At 61.1% G+C, this 25050-nt stretch carries 21 protein-coding genes and 4 pseudogenes; 8 read left to right on the top strand and 17 right to left on the bottom strand.

Annotation, left to right across the window (positions count from 1 at the left end):
- Positions 1-126 precede the first annotated feature (126 nt).
- The 5 genes from FJ543_RS21710 to FJ543_RS21680 all read left to right on the top strand — a co-directional run bounded on the left by FJ543_RS21710 (position 127) and on the right by FJ543_RS21680 (position 7020).
- Positions 127-612, top strand: coding sequence for an acyltransferase (locus FJ543_RS21710; RefSeq protein WP_140793327.1), 486 nt, complete (start codon positions 127-129; stop codon positions 610-612).
- 295 nt (positions 613-907) lie between these two features.
- On the top strand, positions 908-1933 hold the full coding sequence (locus tag FJ543_RS21705; RefSeq protein WP_140793325.1) for a Gfo/Idh/MocA family oxidoreductase: 1026 nt from the start codon (positions 908-910) through the stop codon (positions 1931-1933).
- A gap of 1 nt (position 1934) precedes the next feature.
- Positions 1935-3038, top strand: coding sequence for a DegT/DnrJ/EryC1/StrS family aminotransferase (locus FJ543_RS21700; protein ID WP_140877014.1), 1104 nt, complete (start codon positions 1935-1937; stop codon positions 3036-3038).
- A gap of 69 nt (positions 3039-3107) precedes the next feature.
- The gene (locus FJ543_RS21695) at positions 3108-4175 is read left to right on the top strand and encodes an NAD-dependent epimerase/dehydratase family protein (RefSeq protein ID WP_140877012.1); all 1068 of its coding nucleotides are present in this window, start codon (positions 3108-3110) and stop codon (positions 4173-4175) included.
- 1780 nt (positions 4176-5955) lie between these two features.
- Positions 5956-7020: a pilus assembly protein TadG-related protein gene (locus tag FJ543_RS21680; RefSeq protein WP_140877008.1), complete on the top strand. Its 1065-nt coding sequence runs from the start codon at positions 5956-5958 to the stop codon at positions 7018-7020.
- Positions 7021-7747: 727 nt separating this feature from the next.
- On the opposite strand, the pseudogene FJ543_RS21675 reads toward FJ543_RS21680, so the two are convergent.
- From FJ543_RS21675 to FJ543_RS21635, 10 genes and pseudogenes are all read right to left on the bottom strand, one after another.
- Positions 7748-8615: pseudogene (locus FJ543_RS21675) on the bottom strand (SDR family oxidoreductase).
- A gap of 594 nt (positions 8616-9209) precedes the next feature.
- Positions 9210-9489, bottom strand: a pseudogene (locus FJ543_RS21670) (DUF2285 domain-containing protein).
- A gap of 768 nt (positions 9490-10257) precedes the next feature.
- Positions 10258-10859, bottom strand: a pseudogene (locus FJ543_RS21665) (transporter substrate-binding domain-containing protein); the annotation flags it as partial.
- Positions 10860-11135: 276 nt separating this feature from the next.
- Positions 11136-11234: a hypothetical protein gene (locus FJ543_RS31885; protein WP_246678850.1), complete on the bottom strand. Its 99-nt coding sequence runs from the start codon at positions 11232-11234 to the stop codon at positions 11136-11138.
- A gap of 860 nt (positions 11235-12094) precedes the next feature.
- The gene (locus FJ543_RS21655; RefSeq protein ID WP_140877006.1) at positions 12095-12316 is read right to left on the bottom strand and encodes a DUF2274 domain-containing protein; all 222 of its coding nucleotides are present in this window, start codon (positions 12314-12316) and stop codon (positions 12095-12097) included.
- Between the two features lies 1 nt (position 12317).
- Positions 12318-13451 (bottom strand): TrbI/VirB10 family protein, encoded by a 1134-nt coding sequence (locus FJ543_RS21650; protein ID WP_140877004.1) that lies wholly within the window; start codon positions 13449-13451, stop codon positions 12318-12320.
- Positions 13448-13696 carry a TrbG/VirB9 family P-type conjugative transfer protein gene (locus FJ543_RS31880; protein WP_246678871.1) on the bottom strand — a complete coding sequence of 83 codons (249 nt, stop codon included), beginning with the start codon at positions 13694-13696 and terminating at the stop codon, positions 13448-13450. Before FJ543_RS31880 ends, FJ543_RS21650 begins: the two co-directional genes overlap by 4 nt.
- 33 nt (positions 13697-13729) lie before the next feature.
- A pseudogene (locus FJ543_RS21645) lies at positions 13730-14269 on the bottom strand (replication initiator protein A); the annotation flags it as partial.
- 17 nt (positions 14270-14286) lie between these two features.
- Entirely contained in the window at positions 14287-14568 is a 282-nt protein-coding gene (locus FJ543_RS21640) for a helix-turn-helix domain-containing protein (RefSeq protein ID WP_140877002.1), read from the bottom strand.
- A 292-nt stretch (positions 14569-14860) separates the two neighbouring features.
- Positions 14861-15187: a DUF736 domain-containing protein gene (locus FJ543_RS21635; RefSeq protein ID WP_140877000.1), complete on the bottom strand. Its 327-nt coding sequence runs from the start codon at positions 15185-15187 to the stop codon at positions 14861-14863.
- 701 nt (positions 15188-15888) lie between these two features.
- Here FJ543_RS21635 and FJ543_RS21630 point away from each other — a divergent pair.
- Positions 15889-16614: a GNAT family protein gene (locus tag FJ543_RS21630; RefSeq protein ID WP_210243711.1), complete on the top strand. Its 726-nt coding sequence runs from the start codon at positions 15889-15891 to the stop codon at positions 16612-16614.
- 181 nt (positions 16615-16795) lie between these two features.
- On the opposite strand, the gene FJ543_RS21625 is transcribed toward FJ543_RS21630, so the two are convergent.
- From FJ543_RS21625 to FJ543_RS21610, 4 genes are all read right to left on the bottom strand, one after another.
- On the bottom strand, positions 16796-17182 hold the full coding sequence (locus FJ543_RS21625) for a recombinase family protein (RefSeq protein ID WP_224682228.1): 387 nt from the start codon (positions 17180-17182) through the stop codon (positions 16796-16798).
- Between the two features lie 170 nt (positions 17183-17352).
- Positions 17353-18831, bottom strand: a complete 1479-nt coding sequence (locus tag FJ543_RS21620) for an FAD-dependent monooxygenase (RefSeq protein WP_140877681.1) — start codon at positions 18829-18831, stop codon at positions 17353-17355.
- Between the two features lie 210 nt (positions 18832-19041).
- The gene (locus FJ543_RS21615; RefSeq protein WP_140876998.1) at positions 19042-19899 is read right to left on the bottom strand and encodes a sigma-70 family RNA polymerase sigma factor; all 858 of its coding nucleotides are present in this window, start codon (positions 19897-19899) and stop codon (positions 19042-19044) included.
- Entirely contained in the window at positions 19899-20372 is a 474-nt protein-coding gene (locus FJ543_RS21610; RefSeq protein WP_140876996.1) for a carboxymuconolactone decarboxylase family protein, read from the bottom strand. Before FJ543_RS21610 ends, FJ543_RS21615 begins: the two co-directional genes overlap by 1 nt.
- Before the next feature lie 379 nt (positions 20373-20751).
- On the opposite strand from FJ543_RS21610, the gene FJ543_RS21605 reads away from it, so the two are divergent.
- Positions 20752-21204 (top strand): GNAT family N-acetyltransferase, encoded by a 453-nt coding sequence (locus FJ543_RS21605; protein WP_140876994.1) that lies wholly within the window; start codon positions 20752-20754, stop codon positions 21202-21204.
- 145 nt (positions 21205-21349) lie between these two features.
- Here the strand turns inward: FJ543_RS21605 and FJ543_RS21600 are convergent, their stop codons facing one another.
- Complete coding sequence (locus FJ543_RS21600) at positions 21350-22072, bottom strand: alpha/beta fold hydrolase (RefSeq protein WP_246678849.1); 723 nt, start codon at positions 22070-22072, stop codon at positions 21350-21352.
- Between the two features lie 300 nt (positions 22073-22372).
- Complete coding sequence (locus FJ543_RS21595; protein WP_140876990.1) at positions 22373-22828, bottom strand: hypothetical protein; 456 nt, start codon at positions 22826-22828, stop codon at positions 22373-22375.
- Positions 22829-22918: 90 nt separating this feature from the next.
- Between FJ543_RS21595 and FJ543_RS21590 the strand changes: the two genes are divergently transcribed.
- On the top strand, positions 22919-23542 hold the full coding sequence (locus FJ543_RS21590; protein WP_140876988.1) for a TetR/AcrR family transcriptional regulator: 624 nt from the start codon (positions 22919-22921) through the stop codon (positions 23540-23542).
- A 1283-nt stretch (positions 23543-24825) separates the two neighbouring features.
- Here the strand turns inward: FJ543_RS21590 and FJ543_RS21580 are convergent.
- Positions 24826-25002 carry a hypothetical protein gene (locus FJ543_RS21580; protein WP_181174071.1) on the bottom strand — a complete coding sequence of 59 codons (177 nt, stop codon included), beginning with the start codon at positions 25000-25002 and terminating at the stop codon, positions 24826-24828.
- Between the last annotated feature and the right edge of the window lie 48 nt (positions 25003-25050).

The raw sequence follows: 25050 nt of genomic DNA, 5'->3' as shown, positions 1-25050 counted from the left end.
CAAGCGACAAGGCAGGTTACATAGAAATGGTCACCGACGCTGCCAATCCGATCTTTGAGCGCGCGCCAAGGCTCGCATCCGATTTGCAGGAGATGGCGCGAGACAGACAGCTCCAGGGGGGAAGCGATGCCGATTTCCGACAGTGTGGTTCTGCGTGGCGAGGTCGTCGTCCATCACCCCAATCTGGTGAACCTCTACGGCTGCGAGGTCGGTAACGGCTCGCGCATCGGCGCCTTCGTCGAGATTCAGAAAAATTCCTGCATCGGCGAGCGCTGCAAGATCTCTTCGCACACATTCATCTGCGAGGGCGTGACCATCGAGGACGAGGTCTTCATCGGTCATGGGGTGATGTTCACCAACGACCGCCTTCCCCGAGCCACCAACCTGGACGGGAGCGCCCAGAGTGATGCCGACTGGAAGGTCGAGCCGACCCTGGTCAAGAAGGGCGCCTCCATCGGCTCCAACGCCACTATCACCCCGGGCGTGACCATCGGAGAGCGGGCACTGATCGGCGCCGGCGCCGTCGTCACCCGTGATATCCCCGCCTTCGCCATTGCCGCCGGCGTTCCAGCCCGCGTGGTCGGAGACGTAAGGACCGCAAAGCCTGGCTGACTCCCCTGTCGGCAGGGTTTCTATACACCGAATTGCGATCTTTGGTGGATTTAGAGAGATCGTTTGAGGTACTTCCAGGGCCCGCCCTCGCCTGGCTGGATGATGCTGGTTAGGTCTTGATGACCCAACGGCCATAGTGACCGCACGGCTTTGCCGCTTCAAACTACGAGTTGAAGAGGTCGAGATGGCACGACATTGGACGATCAATTGGCGACTTCCTTTCTCAACCGACGACAGGCTTCAACGGGCCTCCAAGACTCCGGCGGGCCGGGGGTGGAGTGAAGGGTAGGTCAAAATGATCAATATCGGCATCATCGGTTACGGCTACTGGGGGCCGAACCTCCTGCGCAACTTCATGGAGTTTCCCGATGCCCGGGTCCGCATAGTCGCCGACCTGGATCCCAAGAAGCGCGAGTTGGTGGAGCGTCGCTATCCGGGTGTCCAGACCACCAGGGACGTCCAGGCGCTATTCCGCGATCCCGAGATCGACGCCATCGCCGTGGCGACGCCGGTCAATAGCCACTTCGAACTGGGCATGTCGGCGCTGAAGGCCGGCAAGCATCTCTGGCTCGAGAAGCCGATGACCGAAACCTCGCTACAGGCCAGGATGCTGGTCAATGAGGCCGACAAGCGCGGATTGACCCTTATCGTCGACCACACGTTCATTTATACCGGTGCGGTCCGGAAGATGCGCGAGATCGTCGCCGCCGGCGACCTCGGCCAGATTTATTATTACGACGCAACCCGGGTGAACCTGGGCCTCTTCCAGAAGGACGTGAACGTCATCTCCGACCTGGCGGTCCACGATTTCGCGATCATCGACCGTCTGTTTGAAGAGCATCCGACCGCGGTTTCGGCCAGCGGCATCAACCATTTCCCCGGCACGCCGGAAAATCTGGCCTATATCTCGCTGTTTTACGACTCCGGCATGATGGCGCACATTAATGTGAGTTGGCTGGCTCCGGTGAAGGTGCGCAACATCCTGGTGGGCGGCTCCAACAAGATGATCACCTATGACGATCTGGAGCCCTCCGAGAAGGTCAAGGTCTACGACAAGGGCGTGTCCTTCACCGACGACCCGGCCAAGATCCACGAGATGCGCGTGGGCTACCGGACGGGCGACATGTGGGCGCCCAAGCTCGACTCCACGGAGGCCCTGCGCATCGCTGGCCAGGAGTGGATCGACTGCATCATCGAAAAGAAGGTTCCGACCGCTGATGGCCGGCTTGGCCTGCGCGTGGTGGAAATCATCGAAGCCGCCACCAGTTCCATGCGCGGGCGTGGCGAAACCGTTCACCTGCGACGCAAAGACGCCGCCTGATATGATCCCGTTCGTCGATCTCACTACCCAGTATGTCTCGATCAAGTCCGAGGTAGATGCCGCCATTCAGCGCACCCTGGAGACCTCTCAGTTCATCCTGGGCGCCGATGTCGCTGAATTCGAAAAGGAATTCGCCGCCTATTCGCAAGCGGCCTTCGGCGCCGGCGTCAACACCGGCACCAGCGCCCTGCACCTGGGCCTGCTGGCCGCCGGGATTGGGCCCGGCGACGAGGTGATCACCTCCCCCTTCACCTTCGTGGCGACAGTGGCGGCCATTTACTACACAGGCGCGACCCCCGTGCTCGTCGATATCGATCCTGCAACCTACACCATCGACCCGGCTCAGATCGAGGCCGCGGTCACGCCGGCCACCAAGGCGATTATCCCGGTCCACCTCTACGGCCAGCCGGCCGACATGGACCCGATCATGGCCATCGCCCGGAAGCACGGCCTGATGGTGCTGGAAGACGCCTGCCAGGCTCACGGCGCGGAATACAAAGGCAAGCGCGTCGGCGCCATCGGCGACATGGCAGCTTTCAGCTTCTATCCCGGCAAGAACCTTGGCGCCTATGGCGAAGGCGGTATGCTGACGACCGACAACGCCGACCACAACCGCGCCGTACGCATGCTGCGCGACTGGGGCGCCGAGCGGAAGTACCACCACGAAGTCAAGGGCTACAACTACCGACTGGAAGGCCTTCAGGGCTCTATCCTGCGCGTGAAGCTCAAGTACCTGGACCGGTGGACCGAGCAGCGCCGCGCCACTGCCGCCCGCTATGACGCCATGTTCGCCGGCACCGGGCTGCCGACCCCCTTCGTGCGCGATGATGTGCGCCACGTCTACCACATCTACGCCATCCGCACGCCCGACCGCGCCGGCTGGCAGGAGGCGCTGAACGCCCAGGGGATCCAGTCAGGCATCCACTATCCCATTCCGGTGCACCTGCTGCCCGCCTACGCCGACCTCGGCTACAAGCAGAGCCAGTTCCCGCACTCCGAAAAGGCCGCCGCCGAGGTTCTGTCCCTACCGATGTTTCCGGAGTTCACGGAGCAGCAGCAGGACGTGGTGGTGGCCGCCGTCAAGGAATTGCAAGCAAGCGTTTGACGAGCGGGTCCCCGCTCAGCCGGAAACAGGCCTACTAAGGCGCCTCCAAACCGATGACAAGGAAATACGATGAAACTTGAAGGCTCTCGCATCCTGGTGACCGGCGGCTGCGGTCTGATCGGCTCGACCACCATCGACCTGCTACTGAAGGAGCACGCGCCGGAAAAGATCGTGATCCTCGACAACCTGGTCCGTGGCAGCCTGCAAAACGTCCAGGACGCCCTGCAAGACCCGCGCGTCGAACTCGTCGAAGGTGACATTCGCGACGTGGCGGCTGTCCACAAGGCCACTGACGGGATGGACGCCGTCATCCACATGGCAACCTTGAGGGTCATCGCCTGCGCCGCCGAGCCTCGCGAAGCCCTCGGCGTCATGTGCGATGGCAGCTACAACGTCATTGAGGCCGCCCAGGCCAAAGGCGTGAAAAAGATCTGCGCGGCCTCCTCGGCCTCGGTCTACGGCTTGGCCGACCTCTTCCCGACCGATGAGAGCCACCATCCCTACAACAACCGCACCTGGTACGGCGCCAGCAAGATCATGCTGGAAGGCCTGTTGCGCTCGTTCAACGACATGTACGGCCTGCCCTACGTGGCCTTGCGCTATTTCAACGTGTACGGCCCGCGCATGGACCTGCACGGTAAGTATACCGAGGTTCTGATCCGCTGGATGGACCGCATCGACGCCGGCCAGCCGCCGCTGATCCTCGGCGACGGGTCCGCCACCATGGACTTCGTCTATATCGAGGACATCGCCCGAGCCAACATCCTTTCCCTGCTGTCGGACGTGGAGGACGACGTGTTCAACATCGCCAGCGGCGTGGAGACTAGCCTGAACGACCTGGCCGCCTCGCTCCTGCGCGTGATGGGCTCCAAACTCCAGCCGGAGTACGGGCCCGAGCGCAAGGTGAACCCCGTCTCACGGCGCCTGGCCGACACGTCGAAGGCAGAGAAGATGCTGGGCTTCAAGGCGACCATTGACCTGGACCAGGGCCTCACCCGCCTGGTCGAATGGTGGCGCGCCAATCGCGAGCAGGTGACTGACGGCCCACTCGGGCGGCGAAGCTCTCCTGATAGGCTTCGCACGCCGCCTGCGCGCGACGCTGAGTTTTCCCTGATAGGGATTGCGCGGGCCAGATAGCGCCACAAGCTTGCCGCTCCGGCTAGCGCCATGCACTTCACCTGGGTGCGATCGGACCAGCACACAATCTTGGCAAGCGGACCAGCGTCAAGGAAGTCACTGCAGAAGTGACGTGCTGCAGCTCGTGGGGTTGGGTCCCTCGGCGTAACTGGAATGGCGGCGGCTCTGCCTTCCTGATTACCGCCGACTGGCCCGACATCTGGCGCGTACTTCGGGGCGGCTGATCACGCGCCACATTAAGGATCAGCCGTTGCCTCCGACCGTGATGCCAATTGTTTTCACATTGCACGCGGCCACTGATAGCGACCATCGTCTGAAACAACGTGTCGAGTGCGTTCGTCCACTGGGCTCTAATTTGCAGATTTGCAGCGCCTGCAAATCGGCTGGCGCTCCGAGAGCCAAGTACAAAATTTTGAAGCAATTCTGGATCGTAAACTCCCCGGGGGCACGGCGACCAGGGGGGCAGCTACCCGCCTCTCGTTCATGTGATCGGTGGGGAAGACGACACTGGTCGACAAGCCGACGTAGGCTGCCTGGAGCGTATCAGTTCAGCCAAGGACCATTCCAGCGAATACCACAGTGAGAAGCAGTGACACTGGCACGGCTAGAAGGCAGCACATCTCGATGGTTCTGGTATCTTGCTGCTTGTCCATCTTCGCCGTCTCGCATTGTTCGCTGTCATTTTGACGCTAGCGGGTCGCCGATGGAAGCCGGTCCGAGCGAGGCCGCTCGAGAAGCAGCCGGGGTGCTGTATATTAGCAACACCTTGGCCGATCCCAGGCAGCCGCCATCTCCGGCATTGCCTCCAACGATCACGGCACGGCCTCGAACAGCGCCGCCGAGAAAATAGGGTGCGAGCATTCAGAAAGGCAGGCCAACGCCAACACGATGTCGCATGAGGCAAGTTCCGGCATCACGCCCCCTTGGATCTGCGTCGGCCACGAGTATGCGATTGTTCAGGCCGGCCAGTCTGCGGCTTACCCGAGGCGCCAGGAAGACGACTTCTTTCCCGATCCTTTTCCCACCGGGAGTTTGTCATTGTCGGCGAGGTTGCTGAGGAAGCCGACGAGCATCTTCGCCTGCTCGGACGTGCAGGAATATAACCGCCGTTGGGCTTCGGTTCGCGATTTGACAATTCCGAGTTTGGCCATATCGATCAAATGCTGTGAAAGGGCGGACTGTGTCCCACCGACCAAAGAGACCAGCTCCGACACCGATCTCTCACCATCCATCAGATGAACAAGGATCAGCAACCGCTTGCTGAAACCCAGGACCGCGAGTAGCCGCGAGGCAGCGGAGAGCTGCCTTAGCGAAGGCCGGCCCTTAGCTCGCGGAGGGATCATCTTTGATTTCAGCCATACGCTGTCTCACGTAGGTACTCAAATCCACCTCGCCGCGGCTAAACACACTAAAGCCCGCCACTGAGGGAACGGTGGCGGGCCTTGTTTGAAAACTGTCCGAACAACTCTCGGGCGCCTCTGTCGGGGGCGTCGAGTAGTGAACTTGGGCCGACAGGATCGGTTCCCGGCCGGAAGCAAAAAATCCCGCCGGCGGAAGCCAGCGGGCGGTGGTAACGGCAGATCTTTCGGTTAGCTGGTCGGGCCTGTGACCGTGATCGACGAAGAGGTTCCGGCCGTAACAGCGGACAGTGAGATCGGCAAAAGAATTGAAAAAACCGGCCCGCGGGGAAGGAATACATAAACTTTGATGGGTCACATTAGAGCTTGGTTCGCCGGCTCGTGGTAATTGCACGCTCGCTAATGTCTGTCGGGGGTTTGGAATGTTCAGGATTTTGCGCGGCTTTGCCCGCTCCAGCAGCGGGTCGATGATGCCGCTCTTCCTGGTGAGCCTGATGCCCCTGATCGCCGTGATCGGCTTCTCGGTCGATTATACCGGCGCCGTCCAGACCAAATCCAACCAGCAGCAGGCGCTGGATGCCGCGATCCTGACGATCACCACCATGGACACCACGTCGACGCTGGCGCAGCGCCAGACGCTGCTCCAGGATTCCTTTACCGCCAATGGCGGGCAGGGCACCGCGACGCTGACCAACTTCGCGGCTGGCAACACCACCACCGCCACCACGGCGCAGGCCACGGCAAGCTTCGCCATGCCGACCGTTTTCATGTCGATTGCCAGGATCAACACCGTACCGATCGCCGTCGGCGCGGCGGTCAGCAAGCCGCCGGCGCTGGTTGCGGCTACCTTCAAGGTCTCCGGGGTTTCGGGTTACTGGAACAAGACAATGACGCTTTACGGCACGCAATTCGGCGCGACGGTGGCCAAGCCGCTGATGACGATCGATTATACCTATGGGAACACCAAGGATCCCAAGGGCTATGGCACGACCAATGTCAACGTCCTCACCACCGATTCAGCCGGCAAGACCGTCACCACGCTGGTCCAGAAGCAGGTCTGCACCGTAGGCAACAATCCGCCAAGCGGCGTGACCCTCAAGACCGATGCGAGCGGCACGAAATACTACTGCGTCGATACGATGTATCCGGCCAACAGCGCCGGCGCGGCGATCGACGTCAGCGCGATGGGCGGCCTCTATTTGCAGATGGACGTACCGTCGGGCAACCCGAAAAAGCTGATCTCGAATGATCCGACGACGTCCAACCGGCTCTATAGCGGGTTGAGTGCGACCACCCTGACCGAAACGGCCACCGGTCAGCCTGTCGATATCTTCAGCGTCGTGCCTTGTGGCGCGACAGCCTATCAGGCCTGGGAAGACGGCGGCAACTCGGTCCCGGCCCCAGTCAGCAATGCCGACTTCTTCTACAACGTGACCGGCAAATGCGACTTCAACAAGCGGCCCTCGCAGACGGCACTGACGCAGTGACGTGGACGATCCCCCACAAGGGGAGATTGGATGTGGTGCGGTGGCGTCAGTGTCTCGCCTGCGGCGGCTGCAACGTACCAAATGGGCGCCCGACAAGGGCTACCGGAGCAAACCTTGAGTCTGTTGAATGTACGGTTAGGTTGGTCGGAAGAGGCGCGACAGCGTAGGGTATACTCCTACGTGACGTCCTCGAACTCCCCTTCTCGGCGTAACTTTTGAGCCAAGGTCAGCCATTTATTACAACGTCGTGCTGGGCTTAAAACCTGATGTGACGCGCCGATGATAGGTCACGCGCTTGGAAGGTCCCGATTACCAGTAAGGCCGGGATTGAGGCCGCTGGCTACCGGTCAGCTTCCAAGCTGATCTCCCGAGAAAGCGGTCATCCGTGGTCAGCGTCTGCCCTCCGCGCCCTTGTCTCCAGTATCTTGCGCGCGACGAGCGATGCGCCGTCGGCCAGGCCGAAGCGCACCGCTACGTGGACACCCGCTACCGTCTCCTCGCCGTGGTTGCTGGCGATCAGGTCAAGCGACAGCAACGATAGCCGCCACGATTCGGCGTCAGCACCATACGCGCGAACCAGGGATCGACATTGACCCTGACCTTACCGCTGACGTTTGCGGCGGCGCCGGAAGATGACATTGCGGATTGGGGTCCTTCTTCACCGAACAATGACTCGGCGCCCCCGCTTCGGACAATGGCAGTTTGGCGGAGGAGCTTCATCAGACCGCTACATGGCGCGGCCGCCGGTGACGGCTATGACCGCGCCAGTGACGTAACTTGCATCTGCCGAGGCAAGCAGAACATAGGCCGCTACCAACTCCGCCGGATGAGCGGGCCGGCCGATAGGCGTGTTTCGGCCAAACTCGGCAACTTTCTCCGGCGGCATGGTCGAAGGGATAAGCGGTGTCCAGACGGGTCCGGGAGCAACGGCGTTGACGCGGACGCCGCGCTTGGCGACCATCTTGGCTAGCCCTTTGGTCAGGTTCACGATGGCGCCCTTGGTGGCCGCGTAAGCCAGCAACTGTGGAGATGGGTCAGCTGCCTGGATGGATGCCGTGTTGATATGCTGGCACCTTCCCCCATGTGTTGTAATGCGGCTTTCGACAAAAAGAACTGACTGTAGATGTTCGTCCGGAATGTCCGGTCCAGTTCTTCTGCTGTGAGATCGGCAATATCATCGACGGCGGTCTGGTGGGCAGCGTTGTTGACCAAAATGTCAACTCGCCCAAACTGGCGCATGGCCGTCTCGATATCTCAATGTCATGGCTTTCGTCCCCTACGTCGCCGGGAACGAGGATTGCACGTCGTCCCGGGCGCTCGACCCAACCAGCCGTCTCGCGCGCATCATCGTGTTCGTTCAAATACGCCAGAACAATATCGGCACCTTCTCTGGCAAAAGCGACCGCCACGGCGCGACCGATACCGGAGTCTCCACCAGTGATGATCGCCGTTCGCCCTTCGAGCTTGCCACTCCCCTTGTAACTATACTCTCCGTGATCGGGTCGAGGAGACATTTCGTTCGTTTCGCCCGGAATGTCCTGCTGCTGCTTCGGCAGTTTCTCTTCCAGGTCCCGGGTGTCCACGCCAGAGGTCATGTGCATTGTCTCCTTTGAAACCAATCCCGAACGACGCTGACGTGAGGATGTTCCCCACACTTCATACACGTCGACTCGAGCCGGTTGGGCCGGCTGACCCCTCGTTGAGCACCTCGCAATGATTGACTTGGCGACTGGCAGGATCACCGCGAGTTGCCCTAAGCCCGGCACGAGGAGGAGGTGGCTATCTGGAGATGAAACTCCAACCCCAGGAAGAACATCAATAGGATCAACTCACAGCTGCCGCGACCGTAGTGAGCGCTGCTTTCGCCAGCGTGACTCATGACGGACGCGCCGGACTCGGGCTGAGAACAGCGAGATTCTTCCCGATCATCCGGAACATAAGTCGGCGCTTGCAGTTCGACGGGCAGCGGGCACGGTCGACCATCTGGGTGCCAGTGGCTCGCTTGCGAGAGGGACGAGGCCCGCTCGCAGACCAGGTAGATAGCAATGTGCAAAGTCCTCTCCCGGTACCCGCACCAGGCAGCGGACTTGGGAATGAGCATTCCTGCCGATACGCAATCGGGTAGTTGGAGAGTCGGCAAACCGTCGGCAAATGGCTGTGCTGATTCAGCAAACCATGGCCTGGGGCTCTCAGTGTGGCGCACCGCCGGCCAGAAGATATCGGTAGCCGTTCGTCGTCATCCAGCGGGCGCGGGCCAGATGCGTCTCCCACGACCGGAAGGCCCGCTCCGGTTGCTGGTCAGGATCTATGTGGAGGACGATCCTGGCCACCTTCGCGCCAATCCGCATCTTCAGCCGCCGCGTCGAGCAGGCGGATGTAGGTGAGCAGCCGCTCCTCATCATAGCCGGTCAGGACCGAGGCATTCGGCGCGACGTCGGCAACATCGGGATCGAGAAGCGGCTTAAGCATGTATCGAATCGCTAATGTTTGGCGGCGATCCCGAAGGAACTATTATTCAGGTCGAGTTATGATCATAACAAATAGAAACAATCATTCCTAGAACGATAGTTCCCTTTCTGGTCCCTAAGGATTGTAGCCCCACGAGCGATCCGGAATGCAGGCGCTCCTGACGTCTGTTGAACGACTACTGGTCGCCGCATCGGTCCTGCCCAGCATTCATTGTATTGGCGGTTTACCGAATGGCATCGGACTGCCTGTTGCGCGCAGGCGTGAATCGGTACGCCAATGCAGGCGCACGCAACGGTGAGAGTGAGATAACGCAACATCGATTTCTCTCCTCTGGATGTACAAAAGCTCGGGCAGCGACCTTGCCCACGAGACCACCGCCCTTTCTCCCGCGAGATCGAGATGTCATGCAAGATCGCCAGCGCTGTATTGGCGGTAGCCCCCGGCCGCTACGACCCCCGAGCGCCAGAAACTTCCTCCCCGCCCGATTTGCAGGCCGTAACCTCTATTGCCGCTTAATCCATCCAGCCCTTCCATCCCGGATCAACCTCAGACTTTCCAGAAGGCACGTGGATTTCATGGACTTTGTAGAAGTGCGGAGCCGTGAAGTGGTGCTCGCCAAGAGCGCGGCGCATCGAGCGATGTGAAATCCGCAGCCACCGACCGACAGCTTGCTGAGGGTGGAAAATTTCTGACGAGCGGCTGTTCGAGAGCGTCCCCTGTGAAAGAGAAACCGGAAGGCAGGAGCCTGCCTTCCGGATCACATTTCGATCAGCGGATCGGCGGCGCGTATTGCAGGCCGCCCTTGGTCCATAGCGCATTGATGCCACGGGCAATCTTGAGCGGGCTGCCGGAGCCGACATTGCGGTCGAACATTTCGCCGTAATTGCCGGTGGCCTTGACGATGTTGACGACCCAGTCGTTGGAGACGCCGAGGTCGGTGCCGATCTTGGTGTCTGCTTCCTGGCCGAGCACACGCTTGATCTCCGGGCTGGCGCAGTTTTTCATCTCGTCGACATTGGCCTTGGTGATGCCGAGCTCCTCGGCGTCGAGCAGAGCGAACTCCACTTGACGATGTGGTACCACTGGTCGTCGCCCTGGCGAACGGCGGGTCCGAGCGGCTCTTTCGAGATGATCTCGGGCAGTACGACGTGATCGGCCGGCGAGCCGAGCGTCAAGCGAATGCCGTAAAGGCCCGACTGGTCAGTTGTGTAGACGTCGCAACGGCCGGCATCATAAGCGGCATTGACCTCTTCGAGCTTCTCGAAGACGACCGGATTGTACTCCATCTTGTTCGCCTTGAAGTAGTCGGCGAGGTTGAGCTCGGTGGTCGTGCCGCTCTGCACGCACACGGCGGCGCTGCTTGGTTTGAGGTAGTGCAAGACGAGCTCAATGAAATTCACAATGATCTTAGGCCAGAACGCAACAGAACGATCCATAGCTACTGGATACATTCGCCGATTAGGTGCTCAGCATCCAGCGTACCGCAAAGGTGGTCAACGACCAGAGGCCAGGCGCTTGAGATTGTCCACTCAAACCAATCGCCCTTTGCGAGATCACAGCACTCTCAATCCGCATTGCGAAATGTGCTGGTAAGATAAAGGACTTGCGACATCGCTTCCACGGTCTGCCGCATTTCCCTAGCCGTCTCAGTGGACATTCTCCCAAAGCGCACCCGCCTCCTTGGCTGCGAGACGGAACAGCCGCCGGGCCTCTTGCGGCGTCGCTTGATCGGCAAGACAGGCCATGCAGGCGCGGACTGCTTTCTCCCAGTGGGGCCGCGTTTGTTCCATTTCAGTAATTCGGCAGCGGCGCCCTCAACGTTGGAGCAGTGATACGTGGGGCCCATCTCACCCGTTGTCACAGGGACGGCAGGGCTAAACCAGCTGAGTGCCATCGGGGAGGTTCCTCGTAGAGGCTGGCTTCTTCTGCATGGTCCAGCCGTTCAAGGAGTTCTTTGACCCTATTCGGGAGGGTTTCGTCAACGCGGAAGATGGGCAAGGTCGCCGTGTAGTGCTTCAATGCCTTTGAGCCATCTGACGCATGACAGACGCAGCTAGAGCCGTCGGCCTGTTGGCATTCTCACGATAGTTGATGTCGGATTTGTCCCACAATATCCGCGGCCGGCCAATCGTTCCGAAATAATCAAAATTGTGGCAAGGACCCTCACGCAACTGACCAGCGAAGAAGGCCGACTAGGCCAGGAGCCCAATCGACCTCCATCTTCGCGGGGGACTTGGAGGGGACCAGTCCACCCGGTTCGAACCTTCATTTAGCTCTATCTAAAATAGATTGGCAACATACACCTTTGGATGGCAGAGCTGTCATTCTTCTTGATCCATGTCCCTCACAGTCCGGTGTGCCGTTATTCAGGATCATTTGTTTCTCCGAAGCCGGACCAGCCGAGCGCTGCGGAGCCGTCCGATCGTTCATTGCCACTGCCAGCAGGTAAAGCCGGATCGAGCTGCGTCGCTTTGAAGTTAATCAAAGCTATAGCGAACGATTTGGCCGTTCAGGCCTAAGTGGCCGTAAGCCATCGACAGGAGCGCATCCTATCGGCCTCCCGGCTCAACACGCCCGCCGCTCGTCGGCCGTAGGAAAGCTCGGTCTAAACCTCTTCCTTCTTTGCTCTCGCAAAGCCGCGGTCGGTTGCGATGAACCGTTCAAGCATCGGCGCAACCAAGCGTGATGGATCGGCAGATGGCCGCCCGGTCTCGCGGCCAAGGATCTCTGCGTATTTCACCAAGTCGCGATGCAGAGGCGCCGGCAGTTCCACCGTAATCTTCACCGGCTTGTCGTCGGCGATCGTTGCAAGTTTCAACTTGGCCATGTCAACCTCCGTATGGTTCAAGGGCAAGGTCGCGGGTGACGAGGACGCGAACGGGAAACCCCGGCCGGATCGTGAGGGTCGGGGCGATAGCGAGTTGCCGCTGAACGACCTGTTGGCCTACCTGGCTGACGCTATCGGAAGCGCCGCTACGCAAAGCCCGCACGATATCGCTGTCTTGATCAGAAGAACCGGCCTGCGCGCCAACGCTCAGAACGGTCGACAACGCCGCGGCCTTGAACAACTCGCGCCAGTGATAATCGACCGCATCCTCTAGGCCGGCATAGCCCTGAGTGTCTGCACCAGGCTGCCGCTCCAGCACCATGGAGCGTCCGTCGGGAAAGATCAGCCTGTTCCAGACAAGCAGCACGCGGCGCTGCCCGGAACCAATTGCGCTATCGTACTGCCCAACAATTCGAGTGCCTTGCGGGATGAGCAGCGAGCGGCCGGTGGGGCTGTCATAAACATTTTCGGTCACCTGAGCGCTGATCTGCCCTGGAAGGTCCGACCGGATACCCGTAATGAGCGCGGCCGGGATCACGGCACCGGCTTGAAGCACATAGGGTGACGCGGGAGGGGTGATGTGATCCGAGGCCACGGTACGCCGGTCAGCGGCGGCGGACAGGAAGGAAAGCTGGCGATCCTGCCCATTTGGCTGAGCGTACTGACTGGCAAGATCGCTGATAGCAGGAGCGGACGCTTCGGCGGTCCTGGAATCTCCTTGCGCTGTCTGGAAGAACACGCGCGAGGTTCTGGCCGCTTCCTCTTCGGCTTGGCGTCGCTGCTCGCCTTCGTTGATCGCGGGACTTGCGATTGATGGGGGCACCACGGCTTGCCCTTTGTTCTGTGCATCGAGAATCGGCCTGCCGAGATCGCCAGGCAGCGGCGCCCCAAGGATCGGGCCGGCATAGTCGCACGGCAGTCTTGCCAACCCGTCGGCGGGCGGCCGATTGGAGGTAGGGTAGAGCTCCTCGCCCTGCTTGAATGTGCTGGCGTCCTGCAGAGCGTAAACCAGCGCGCCGCCGACACCGAGCGAGGCGACGAAGCCGATCGCTGCGAGCATCTTGCGCGACAGACGCGTCACACGCGGCGGGTCGGCGCGAAGCCGCATGGGTTCAGCCATATTCTTCCCGTTCATGGCTGCCGCGCTCCCCTGTGCATTGCGTTCGGCAGCTCCGACGCGGCGCTGTCGCTTGGGCCCCGCCCCAATCCACCGCTTCTTCTGTCGACGCGCACTATCCTGACCGTCTGCTGCCGCTTGCCTGCGCCAAGACGCAGTTCGGCCGCACCAAAAAGGCGGTCGATGATGAGGACGTTTTGATAGACGCGACTGTTGATGATTTCAGCCTCGCCGTCCGGACCGATGACGAAAATCGGCGGCATCTCGCCTTGCACGATGCCGCGCGGAAACTGGACCATGACGGCGCGATAGAACCAATCGGGCAGGATCATTTCGACGCCAAGCGGGCGACCGTTTCGACCGCAGCGCTCCTGCCATTCATTGATCCAAGAGAAGCGGTGACGGCGGCCCTCGGCCGGCTGGCGAATGGAGGTGACAACGCTTGTCGACTGCAGGCGGTCGAGCGACGCCTTGAGGCGCAGGTAGTCTCGCTTCGAGACGCCGCGGCCGATGAAGGTAAGCATCTCATATGGCGTCGCGGCCATCAGGCGGGATGTGCGCAATCCGGCGTCCCGAGCGTTGACGATCTGGCTCGCTGCCCAGATCCGGATATCGGCATCCCAGATCGTCGCCATGCCGTGATCGGGCATCGCTTCGACGCGGATCGCCACATCGCCGGCGTGAAAGTCGATCGGCGCGATGCGCCTGGATTTGGCGAGGGAGAAGAAGGGATATGCCATGAGGTCCTGCGCATCGCGTGGCGCCACGACACCGGGCACCGCCTGAAACAGATCGAGCTGTTCGCGCTCCAATGGTGGGCGTGGCCGTGCCGACATGGGGGAAATCGGCGGGCTCAGCGCCGTTCGCGTCCGGCATAGGGGATCAGGCGGGCGGCCTGAGGCTTGGCGGGCAGCAGCGAGCCATACGGATCGGATGTCGATGTCATCGCGCCGCGCTGAACCCAGGCCTGGAGGTCGTCGACGGCGTAGACGACGCGGCCGCCGAGTTTGCGATAGGCGGGCCCTGTGCCGTAGGTGCGATGTCTCTCAAGTGTGCGCGCCGAGAGACTGAGGAAATGCGCGGCTTCCGAAGTGCGCAGGTAGCGCGGCGGCAATGGCGCGGCGTCGGTGTTCATGAGGTGTCTCCTTCCGGCCGTCGAGGTTGAACGGCGATCGATGGCCAGGATGGAGGAGCAAGGGCACCATGATCAGGTGCGCAATTGAGGGGCGCTATTTCGCACCGCTAAGAGGCCTTCGGCAGTGCCGCCGACGCGTGCTGCAATTGGCTGGCGCGGCGCGCGACCATCTTCACGCCGTCGCGCATCAGCACCGTAGCTGATGACAGGAGGCCCGGGCATGGCAGCCCGCGGAAAGCTTTCGCCTCATCAGGAGACGCCTCGCCCGGTACCGGGCGAGGCGTCTGCCAATTCACTCGCCGTTGCGGCGGCTGGGGCGAGACCAGATCAGGCTGTGGCCCTCGCCTTCCTCGTCGGCGAAGAGGTTGGCGTAGATCGGAGCGGTGAAGCTCGGATCATCCAGCTTGAGGCCGAGATAATCGCGACCCTCGTTGGAGCGCTTGGACCAGGCGGCGCCGATCTCGGCCTTGCCGACCACGACGCGGTGGCTTGGTGCGTTCTCGCCGCTGGCCCGGGTGTCGGGGACGATGCGCACGCCTTTGGCCTGGACGCTGAGGGTGACGATCTCGCCGGCGAACTCGTTCGCACTGGTCTTCTTGAAGATGCCGATGGTAGCCATTTTCAGTCTCCGTTCTTCCTTTCCGAGCCCGCACCATGCGGCCTCGATGGCGATCGTGAGGCCGGAGGCGACCGCCGCCGCATCGCTTGCGACCGCAGCACAGCGCAGGATGGCGCAGGCGCGCGTTTCTTGGTTCCGCGAGGAATGGGCTTGCCCAGGGGAAGAAACTCGCGCGGCGCCATTGCGGCATAGGCGGTCGAGGCTTCAGCCGTCCTTCGGCCAGATCAGCCCGTTCGAGAGGTCGCTGGTGCGCTCCGCGAAACGGCCCACGGAGGCAATGGCGGCATGCGGGATCAACAAAGATTAAGCGGATTGTTTCGCCAGCGGATTTCCTGACACGGACTCGGCAAGTACTGTATCGAAGCCTCATTTCCTCCAGTGCCAATCGCACGCTACCTTCGAGCGGCTTACTGCTCGAATCGAGATGCGTTCGCCCGCGCGGCAGCGTCGACGGGTCGTGCTACGGGTGCAACGCCATTTGGATCGCGCTTCCCGCAGATCTATGATGACGTTTGCTGGACACTTTGGGAATCGGCGGCGAAAGACGTTTTGATGCTACCTTTTTTCGTCGCCGGCATTGTCTGAATGTCTCATTAGGGGCCGGAAGCGGAATTGCGGCTCTTGTCGCCTGAAGAAAAGATAGCGGACGTTCAGCCCAGCCAGATCAAAGTCCGAAGCTGACCCGAAAGTCGGACTTTCGCTTGGACGACGAATGCGGAGTAGATATTTCGATGAATGAGCCTGTTCTCGGCATAGCCGTGGATCCTACGCCTCGCCCGTTTCCCAAGCGCGAGGTTCACCACGGAGTCTCGGTGTCTTTGGAGCCTCTTGCGGAAAATCATATCCACGAGCTCTGGGACGCTGCCAAAAACGCAGAACAATCCTGGACCTATCTGCGGTATGGGCCGTTTTCCTCAGCCGACGCACTGGCCAGCCATGTCCGGAATTTGGCTGGACGGGCTGATCAGCCGTTCTGGGCTGTACGTCCTCGCTCCAACCGCAAGGTTGAGGGATGGTTGTCCTTCTGTGATATCTATCCGGCCGATGCGGCGATTGAAATTGGCAGTATCTGGTTTTCGCCGAGACTACAGCGAACACGCGCAGCAACGGAGGCGATTTTCCTCCTCATGCAGCATGCTTTTGACGAACTCGGATACACGAGACTGGTATGGCGCTGCCAAGCTTTGAATACAGCTTCAGGTCGCGCGGCGGGGCGCTACGGGTTCAAAGCTGAGGGTATATGGCGCGCGGCGGCCGTCGTCAAAGGTTGGCAGCGCGACGTTGCTTGGCACTCGATGCTCGCCGACGAGTGGCCATCGCATAAGGCCGCGCTTTTGGCATGGCTGGACGATAACAATTTCGATGCTACTGGCACTGCTCGCTCAACACTCGCCGAAATCCGAGAACGGGCGCAAGGATCAAAGTGAACTTGACTTTAACCGGTGACGCATGCGCCAGTCGGCGATTCATCTGGGTCGAGTACCTGCGCAAGCCACATATCCGTCGGGTCTGGCCGACACGGCGGTAGGCGAGGCGACCACGCCAAGGATGGGAAGCTCCCACGTTTGCTGTCCTCAATCGAAGCTCCTCTCTATCGGCGTGTATCTCTTAAACGCATATCGTCGGACGGCTTAACGCAAACTTCCCGGCAGTAGCCGAAATGCCGGCGCCTACCGCTAAGTCTGCGGACATTCTGCTTCTGTTTTTCGCTGACCGTCGAAGGGCGACCGGGGACCTTTCCGAGTTGGCGCGCGTGAGGCCGGATTGCGTCCGCGCGATCAGCAAGTCCCGCTCGAACTGTGCGACGGTATTGAACGCGTTCATCGTCATCGTGCAGGTCGAACTCGTGAGGTCAGCGCCCCCAAGGGCGAGGAAGCAGGCCCGGACCGCGATCTCGGCCAGCGTCTTGACCGTGATGCAGACTTGGATCGTGTCGCGGCTGAGCCTGTCGAGGTTGGTTACAATCAAAATGTCTCCAGCCTCGAGCTTGTCCATCAGCCTGGAAAGCCGCTGTGCAGCAGCACGCAAAAAGGCGATCGCCACACTATTGTGTTCGCGCCAATGGCGCCGCGCCGTTTCTCCACAATGCAGCCACCAGCGGACAATGCCGAATCTGCGACCGACGACGTTATAGGTTTCACAGAATGAACGTGGAAGCCGGTGCGCTACGCCGTGGTAGGCGGTCCGAACCAAATGGTTAGCGCTTCGGCTAGGCCCATCCCGGTCGAGTCTGCCACCCAAGCCACATAGCCGTCGGGTCTGATCAACACGGCGGTGGGCGCGGCGACCGCGCCAAGAGCCGGAAGCTCCCACACGCCATCGTATCTGGCATCGACCAGCTGGACCCGATCCGCCCACGATGCGATGTCGTGGCCGCCGGACTTGCCGAGGTTCAGCAGCACCGGCCGGCCACCATGCAGCAGGGTGAAGACCCGCAGCGGGCCATTGGCGGCAAGCACGCCGAGATCGGGCACACGGCGTCCGAGCAGCGGATGTCCCTCGCCGAGGTCGTAGTGAATATCGAGACCTGACATCATTGCGGCGAAATGGTTGCGCGGCTCTGCCATGCCCAGGAGCTCGGCCACGGTGTCGCGCAGCGCCTTCGTGCGGTCGTCCTCGCGGCGAAGGGCGACCGACGCCATCGTGTTGCGCAACACGCGCGCACCAACCGGGTGGCGCTCGGCGTGGTATGTATCCAACAGGCTTTCCGGCGACGTCCCCTTGACCACCTGGGCCAGCTTCCATCCCAGGTTCACCGCATCCTGCACACCAGTCTGGAGGCCCTGGCCACCATCGGGGGCATGCACATGCGCGGCGTCGCCGGCCAGCAGCACGCGCCCCTTGCGATATGACGCAGCCTGCCGGGCCGCGTCGGTGAACCGGGAGATCCAGGTGGGAGAGTGAATGCCGTAGTCGGTCCCGTTGGCGGCGATGAGCGCATCGCTGAGATCGCGCAGGGTGGGTTCGGTCGTTCCTCCGACGCCCCGCTCAGTCACCAGAACGCGGACCGGCCCCTCGTCGGGATAGACGATCTCGCCATTGCGGATCTCATAATCAACCCTGCCGAGGGAGTGGATGCCGAGGGCGTCACGGCGGATCCCCCATTCTGGTGGCCTCTCGGCCAGCTCGGCCGGATCCGATCCCGGAAATGCGATGCCGGCTGCCTTGCGGATCAGGCTGCGTCCGCCGTCGCATCCGATGAGATATTGCGCCCGCAACGACTGACCATCGGATAATGCGACGTCGACGCGGGCATCGTCCTGAACGAAGCCCGTCACCTCAATTCCGCGATAGACTGGCACCGCCAATTCGGCGACCCAGCCGGCGAGTATGCGTTCGATGTGATTCTGCCACAGTCCGAGACTGTAAGGGTGCCGGGTGGGAAAGTCGCTAATGTCGAAAGAAACGCCGGCGAATCCGGCGACTTGGGCAACCTTTCCCTCCGAAAGGAACCGATCCGCGATGCCACGCTGATCGAAAACCTCGATGGTGCGTGAGTGCAGGCCGCCTGCGCGCGAGCCCTTCAGGATAGTGCTGGAGCGCCGCTCGACGATGGCAACGTCGACCCCTGCCAAAGCCAACTCGCCTGCCAACATCAGCCCCGTCGGACCTCCTCCCGCGATCACCACAGCATGGCCAGTCACCGCGGAGCCTTTGGCGCGCCTTTCACCAGCAATATCTTCTGAGCTAGAGCGCAAATCTAAGGTCCTCCTGCAGGTTCTGAACGATAAGCGCTTCATTGCTTTAAATCGGCGCAGACGTGCGGGGCCACCGTTGTCGACCAGGCAAAGCAACCCCAAATGCCGACCTCGAACCCCGCGCCGCAATATCCCGGGATTTTACAGTCTGCCAGTCTAGTGCAGATGCCTCAACTTTTCGGGATTCCGCACCACATAGATCGCCGCGATCTTCCCGTCCTCGACGTCGAGTGCGGTCGTCTGCAGTTCGCCATCGGCTTCCAGCGTAACGAACCCGGGCAATCCGTTGACGAAACCAATACGGACAAGTGTGGAGCCGTTCTTCTGGAGCCAGGCCGCTACACGCTCGTATTGCGCCATGACGGCATCGAAGCCCAGGATCACTTCCGTGGCTGCCGGACGCTTCCCGCCGCCATCGGCATGGGCGCTGACGTCGGCCGTCAACATTGCACCAAGCTCCTTCATGTTGCCGCTGCGCGAGGCGGCGAAGAAAGCCTCGGCGATTTCGAGGCCACGTTGCCTTTCCACCTTGAAACGCGGTCGCGCCTCGCGGACATGGCCGCGTGCTCGGGCGGCGAGCTGGCGACAGGCCGCCGGGTCGCGCTCGATGGCGGCCGCCACCTCGTCGAATCCAAGCCCGAACACATCGTGCAGCAGAAAGGCCGCGCGCTCGAGCGGCGACAGGCGTTCCAGCACCAGCATAAGCGGCAAGGTGACATCGTCCACCTCGTCCTCTTCGACGACGGGATCGGGAAGCCACGGGCCAACATAGGTCTCGCGTTTGTGTCGCGCGGCTTTGAGCTGGTCGAGACAGAGCCGCGTTACCGTGCGGCGCAGGAATGCCTCGGGCTCGCGCACCGTGCCGCGGTCGGCCCTCATCCAGCGGATGAAGGCCTCCTGCACGACGTCCTCGGCATCGGCCACGGAGCCAAGCATGCGATAGGCGACCCGCATCAGCGTCGGGCGCAGCGGGTCGAACTCCGCTCCCGCATGCTCGGATCCCGCGTTCGTCATCAGGCAGCCGCCGCCTTGGCAGCAGACCGTATGGCCGCCGGATCAGCCCAGCCGCCGAACCCAACCGCAAGGCGGTTGTAGCCGTTGATGACATTGATCATCAGGGTGAGCTTGACCTGCTCCTCGGGCGTGAATTCGGCCTTCAGGGCGCCATAGGCAGTTTCGTGCGTGTGGCCTTCACTAATCCGCGTCAGCGCCTCGGTCCAGCCGAGCGCGGCGCGTTCACGATCGGTGTAGCAAGGCGCCTCGCGCCAGGCCGACAGCAGATAGATGCGCTGCTCGGTTTCGCCGTCCTCGCGTGCAAACACAGTGTGCATGTTGAGGCAGTTGGCGCAGCCGTTGATCTGGGACGCACGGATCTTCACAAGCTCGGCCAGGCTGGGCTCGAGGCTGGAGGAAATGGCAATGGATGCGCGCTGCCAGTCTTTCATCAGCGAAGGGGCGGCGGCGAAAAGGTCAAGTTTTGCAGTCATGATTGGCTTCCTTCTGTTGGTGTCGACATCATGACGAGTCAGGATCCGTCAATGTGACACACACACAAAGAATCTCTGGTCGGCGCAGCAGCGATCAGGCCCTGCCCGAGGGTCAGGTGGCTATGCTTGAGCGTTGCAGATATCCTGTCGGCCAGCATTGCAGAGCCGTATAGAAAGGCGTTGCGTGTCCACGCCCCGGCCTATCTGTATGAGGCTGAGGCGTGGACAGGACGGCGGGCCGCCGCGTGAACGCTCCCTCCGCTCTATTGTTCTCATCGCGAGGATGGAGTCGACCCTGAGCAGACGCTCGTCCCTCTCGGCCGAATTCCCCCCGTGACCCGTTGCTGCCGTCCGGCCGCCGCGATACGCTCAAAAATAGATGAACCAGACATCTTCCACATCGTCTCCGTACCTGCTTCGCCGCCTCAGCGCTGCCGATGCCGATGCCTATCGCGACTTGCGCCTCGAAGGGCTTCAAAATCATCCTGAGGCCTTTGGCGGATCATGGGAGGAAGAAGCAATCATGCCATTGGATTGGTTCTCTGACCGGCTGGAGCGTAATATCGTGATAGCTGGTTTCGCTGACGACTTACCGCTCTTGGGCACCGCTGGCCTGGGTATCCAACAAGCCCCGAAGCAAAGCCATAAGGGCATGCTTTGGGGTATGTATGTCCGCCCGGAGGCGCGAGGGACTGGTTTGGCAGCAGAGTTGGTCCAGCGTATGATAGGCGAGGCTCAGGGCGTTGTTGAAGAAATCCAACTGCGGGTCGTTACATCCAATGAAGCCGCAGTTCGCATCTACTCCCGTTTTGGGTTCAAGGAACGGACTTGAACGACGGGCATTGAAGAGCGGCACTCGGTATTATGACGAGTTGTTGATGACCTTGCCCTGCCACTAAGCGGTTCGTCGCAGGCGGAGAATTGGGAACGGCTGTGCGATCACGAGGAGAAAGTCGCATCACCGTTCACGCCGGTCCTCAAGCAACTGCGCGCAGGATGATCGCCCGCGCCTGCCGGCCTTCTGGCGTCGGCATTCCCGCATAGTTGTGCGGCTGATCCTGTTCCAGGTGAAGCTCCACCGACACACCCGCGGCTCGCGCCTTTGCGGCAAGATCAATGCAGTCGGGATAGAAAAGATCGAGCGTGCCCGAGAAAAGGATCATCGGAGGCAGCCGACGGAAATCGCCATTCAGCGGACTGACATAGGGGTGGGTGACATCGAGGTCGCCGGCATAGAGGCGTCCCGCTTCGCGCGCGCCGGGAATATCGTTGATCGGATCGCGCTCGGCGATCGCCACCTGCTGCGGGCGGCCGATCGAAAAATCTCCGCCAGGTGAGATCAGCACGAGTCCGTGCGGTTGCCGATATCCGTGATCCCGCAGCCATTGGGTTGCCGCCAGCCCCAGTGCGGCGCCCGCCGAATTGCCGACCACCGTGATCTTCGCAGGCCCCGCATCTTCGACAAACCTGCGCAGCAATTCGCCCATGGCCGGCACGACATCCCTGGCGGTGGCATGGGGAGCCAGCGGATAGATGGGGACGACGCAGCGGACGCCAGCCTCGCGGGTCAGCATGCCGACGATGCGCCAGTGAGCGCGAACGATCTCGTTGATATAGCCGCCGCCATGCAGGAACACCACGATCTTGCTGACGTCGTGATGCGCTGACGGGGCCGTATGGTAGACGGGCCACCCAGCCACGTCTTTTCTCGTCACCTCCACGCCACGCCCTAGGCCCGTTGGTCCGTAGGACGCGGGCCATAATGCCAATCGGCGCACCTGCTCTTGCACGACGGCCGCGGATGCCATCCGCTTCTTGATCGGAAGCAGCCTCAGCAAACCAACGATGATTCGGCTTTGTAAGCTTGGCCCGTCGTTGTTCGACGCCAGTCGTCGCGACGTTCTTTTGCCGTCTCGAAACTGTTGTGTCATTTTGGGCTCGCTTTCACATGCATTCCGTTTTCAGCGTCGGCGTCGTCCGGAGACCGCCAAAGTCCGAGATCACGCAAACCGGTTCAGTTCGGGCTTCGTGGTCATCAATGCGACAATGAGCGCAAACAGCGTGATCATGGCCATGCGTCCAGCCAGTGCGCGTTTGTCGCTAGCGATTGCCTTAACCTCGACGGCCGAGACGGCACCGCGAAGCGCCGCCTGGGCCTGCGTCGCCCATGGACGAACGAACTTGTGCTCGACCGCCATCAAGGCGGCGATAAGCGCAAACGACAGCACCAGCCAGGGTGTCAATAAGGACCAGCCGCCAATAAAGACAAGGACGATGCCGGCGAGCACACCGGCAGTTATCAGAAGCCCCGCAAAGCGACTGGCGAAAAAGGCCATTCTGGCCGGTCCCCGTTGCCCTCTTCGGGCAGGAATCAGCAGCAGTTCATTCACGGCGAACAGCAGCAAGGCGGCGCACAGGGTGCACGTATGGATTCCCAAAACAATTCCATAAAGCATTTGTCATCGTCCACATCGATCGAAAGCATTGGTGGACATAATGCGAGCGATAGCTCACAATTGTCTACTCGCATTGGAAACGACAGGAACATGGCACCCAAGCTGCTCACGAATCCAAGGAAGGACGCGTCTCAGGAGAGATCACGCGCGACGGTTGACGCGCTTGTTGAAGCGACCGCTCGCATTTTGATCAGGGAAGGTTTCGACAAGGCAAGCACCAACCGGATCGCAGAAGAAGCAGGCGTGAGCGTCGGCTCGCTTTATCAATATTACCCCGGCAAGGAGGCGCTAGTCGCCGCCGTCATCGATCGTCACAACCGGGAGATCATGCAGGTCGTGCGTGGGGCGTTTGCCGAGGTCGCGTCGCTGCCGGTCGATCGAGCGGTGCGCAGGCTTGTCGCCGTGGCGATCGAGGCGCATCGCATCGACCCCAAGCTGCATCGTGTCCTTGCCGAGCAGATCCCGCGTACAGGGCGCCTTGAAAACGTCGAAGCCTTCAATCGCGAAGCCCATGCCCTATTCAAGACCTATCTAGAAGATCACAGCAACGAGCTGCGCGTGGCCGATCTAGGGCTTGCAGCCTTCGTGTGCGTGACTTCGATCGAGGCGCTGGCGCACACTGCGGTGTTGCACAGCTCCAAAAGGCTCTCGAATGAAGCGATCGGAACGCTCATCGACGAAACCACCCGCCTAGTGGTCGGATATCTGCAATAGTCGCGGCGCAACCTACCCCATTGGCCGCTGCACTGCCCGCCCCGACCGAAGTCGATTTTCGTGTCCTACCTTCAATGCGAAGGTCCCCAGCGCACATGTCATCGTGCGCGCATCCGTACCATGATCGACCCCGTCAGGTTTCCGAGCTATGCCGCCGGGTAACAGATCAGCCTCAACCTGGGCAGTGCGGACAGTAAGGATTTGGAGCGTGGCATCAGGACAAATCGTACAGTTCGAGGACCGTAGGCGGAGTTGAACTTCTTCGAAGCGTCGCGACGAAGAAATGGGCGCTTTGCCCCTATCCTTTCGAGACGCGAAATTTCGACCCTGAGTTCGTTGAGAAGCTCTTGCGGAAGTGGACGCCACTGCGGTCTTTCCGCCGCCTCGGGATCGAAATTCGGCTCGAGCCACGCCTAAGCCTCACTCTCCACATTGCCTAGGGCTAGTCGTGATTTATGTCTGCTATTAGGGAGTATCGCTTGCGCCTGAAACGACCGCATGGAGGCGCAAAAACGCCGTTCACTTCAGGATCGTAGGCCCGGCTTGGAGACCACGCATCAAGTGAACCAGGCGGCGTCGAACCCCTTCAGGAAAGGCGCCGTCGCGCGCGAAGCAATTGACGGTAGCCGCGTCGGGCAGCAGTGAACCCACGTCCTACCAGGCGTCATCGCCATAAAAGCTGAAAGTCAGCTGGTGGAATTTGCTTCGAAATTTTACATTGGGAAGGGTTTCGGGTGCCGTCAGGCGTACGAAAGCCTCTCATGCAGAAACCCGCGGGCAACAGGCGCTGACTATGGGGATTTCGATTTGCGGCTGATGTCGGCGATGGCGCGACCGCCGCCGGGAAGCTCTGGGGTGAATGCGGACAGACAGCTTCGTTGCGCCTCCGCGCGGTATTGTCGGGACGGTGGGCGGCTGGGCGCGGCGCTGTCGGAGTCGACAATCACCATAGACCTGCGTCGATCCGTCGCCGCAGGCTGAGTGCCTCCAGCTGAAGGCTGAACCATTCCATGCCGGGTCATGGCGTGCAGGTCCCGGCCCGCTCGGGTGCCTCCATCGTTGGCTCTCCGTTGGCAAGGGATTGCTTGAGCTTTGCCTTTGCTGGTTGGTGCGGCCATGTATCCGACCTGTAGGTGCGGCCTATCATGTGCCGCTGGCCATAATACCATTCGCGCGTCTCAGGTCCCGATCGTAAGCTCGCACTCGAGGTGCACGGCCCCAGTGGGTTTTCCTGATCCGGCGGTAACAACCGACATTAGCTCCTGTCCGCCTTTCCAACCTCGTCAGCGATCGCTCGCCTTATCTTGTTCTATACGATGACCGGCTCCCTCGAAGAATGCCAGCACGCGCCCATGCGTCAGCTTCCTGCGAACGACAACCTCACTCGCCGCATCCACCCCGTGGACTTGAAACACAGACTTCGCAATATCCAGACAAATTGTCGTAACGTTGCCCATCATAGAGCTCCTCCAGTTCTGGCCCCACGATCATACCGCAGGGCGGGAGGA

The sequence above is a fragment of the Mesorhizobium sp. B2-5-7 genome (assembly GCF_006440875.1).
Classification (GTDB): domain Bacteria; phylum Pseudomonadota; class Alphaproteobacteria; order Rhizobiales; family Rhizobiaceae; genus Mesorhizobium; species Mesorhizobium australicum.
Note: the sequence above shows the minus strand (reverse complement) of the source record. Positions and strands in the feature narration are given on the sequence as shown.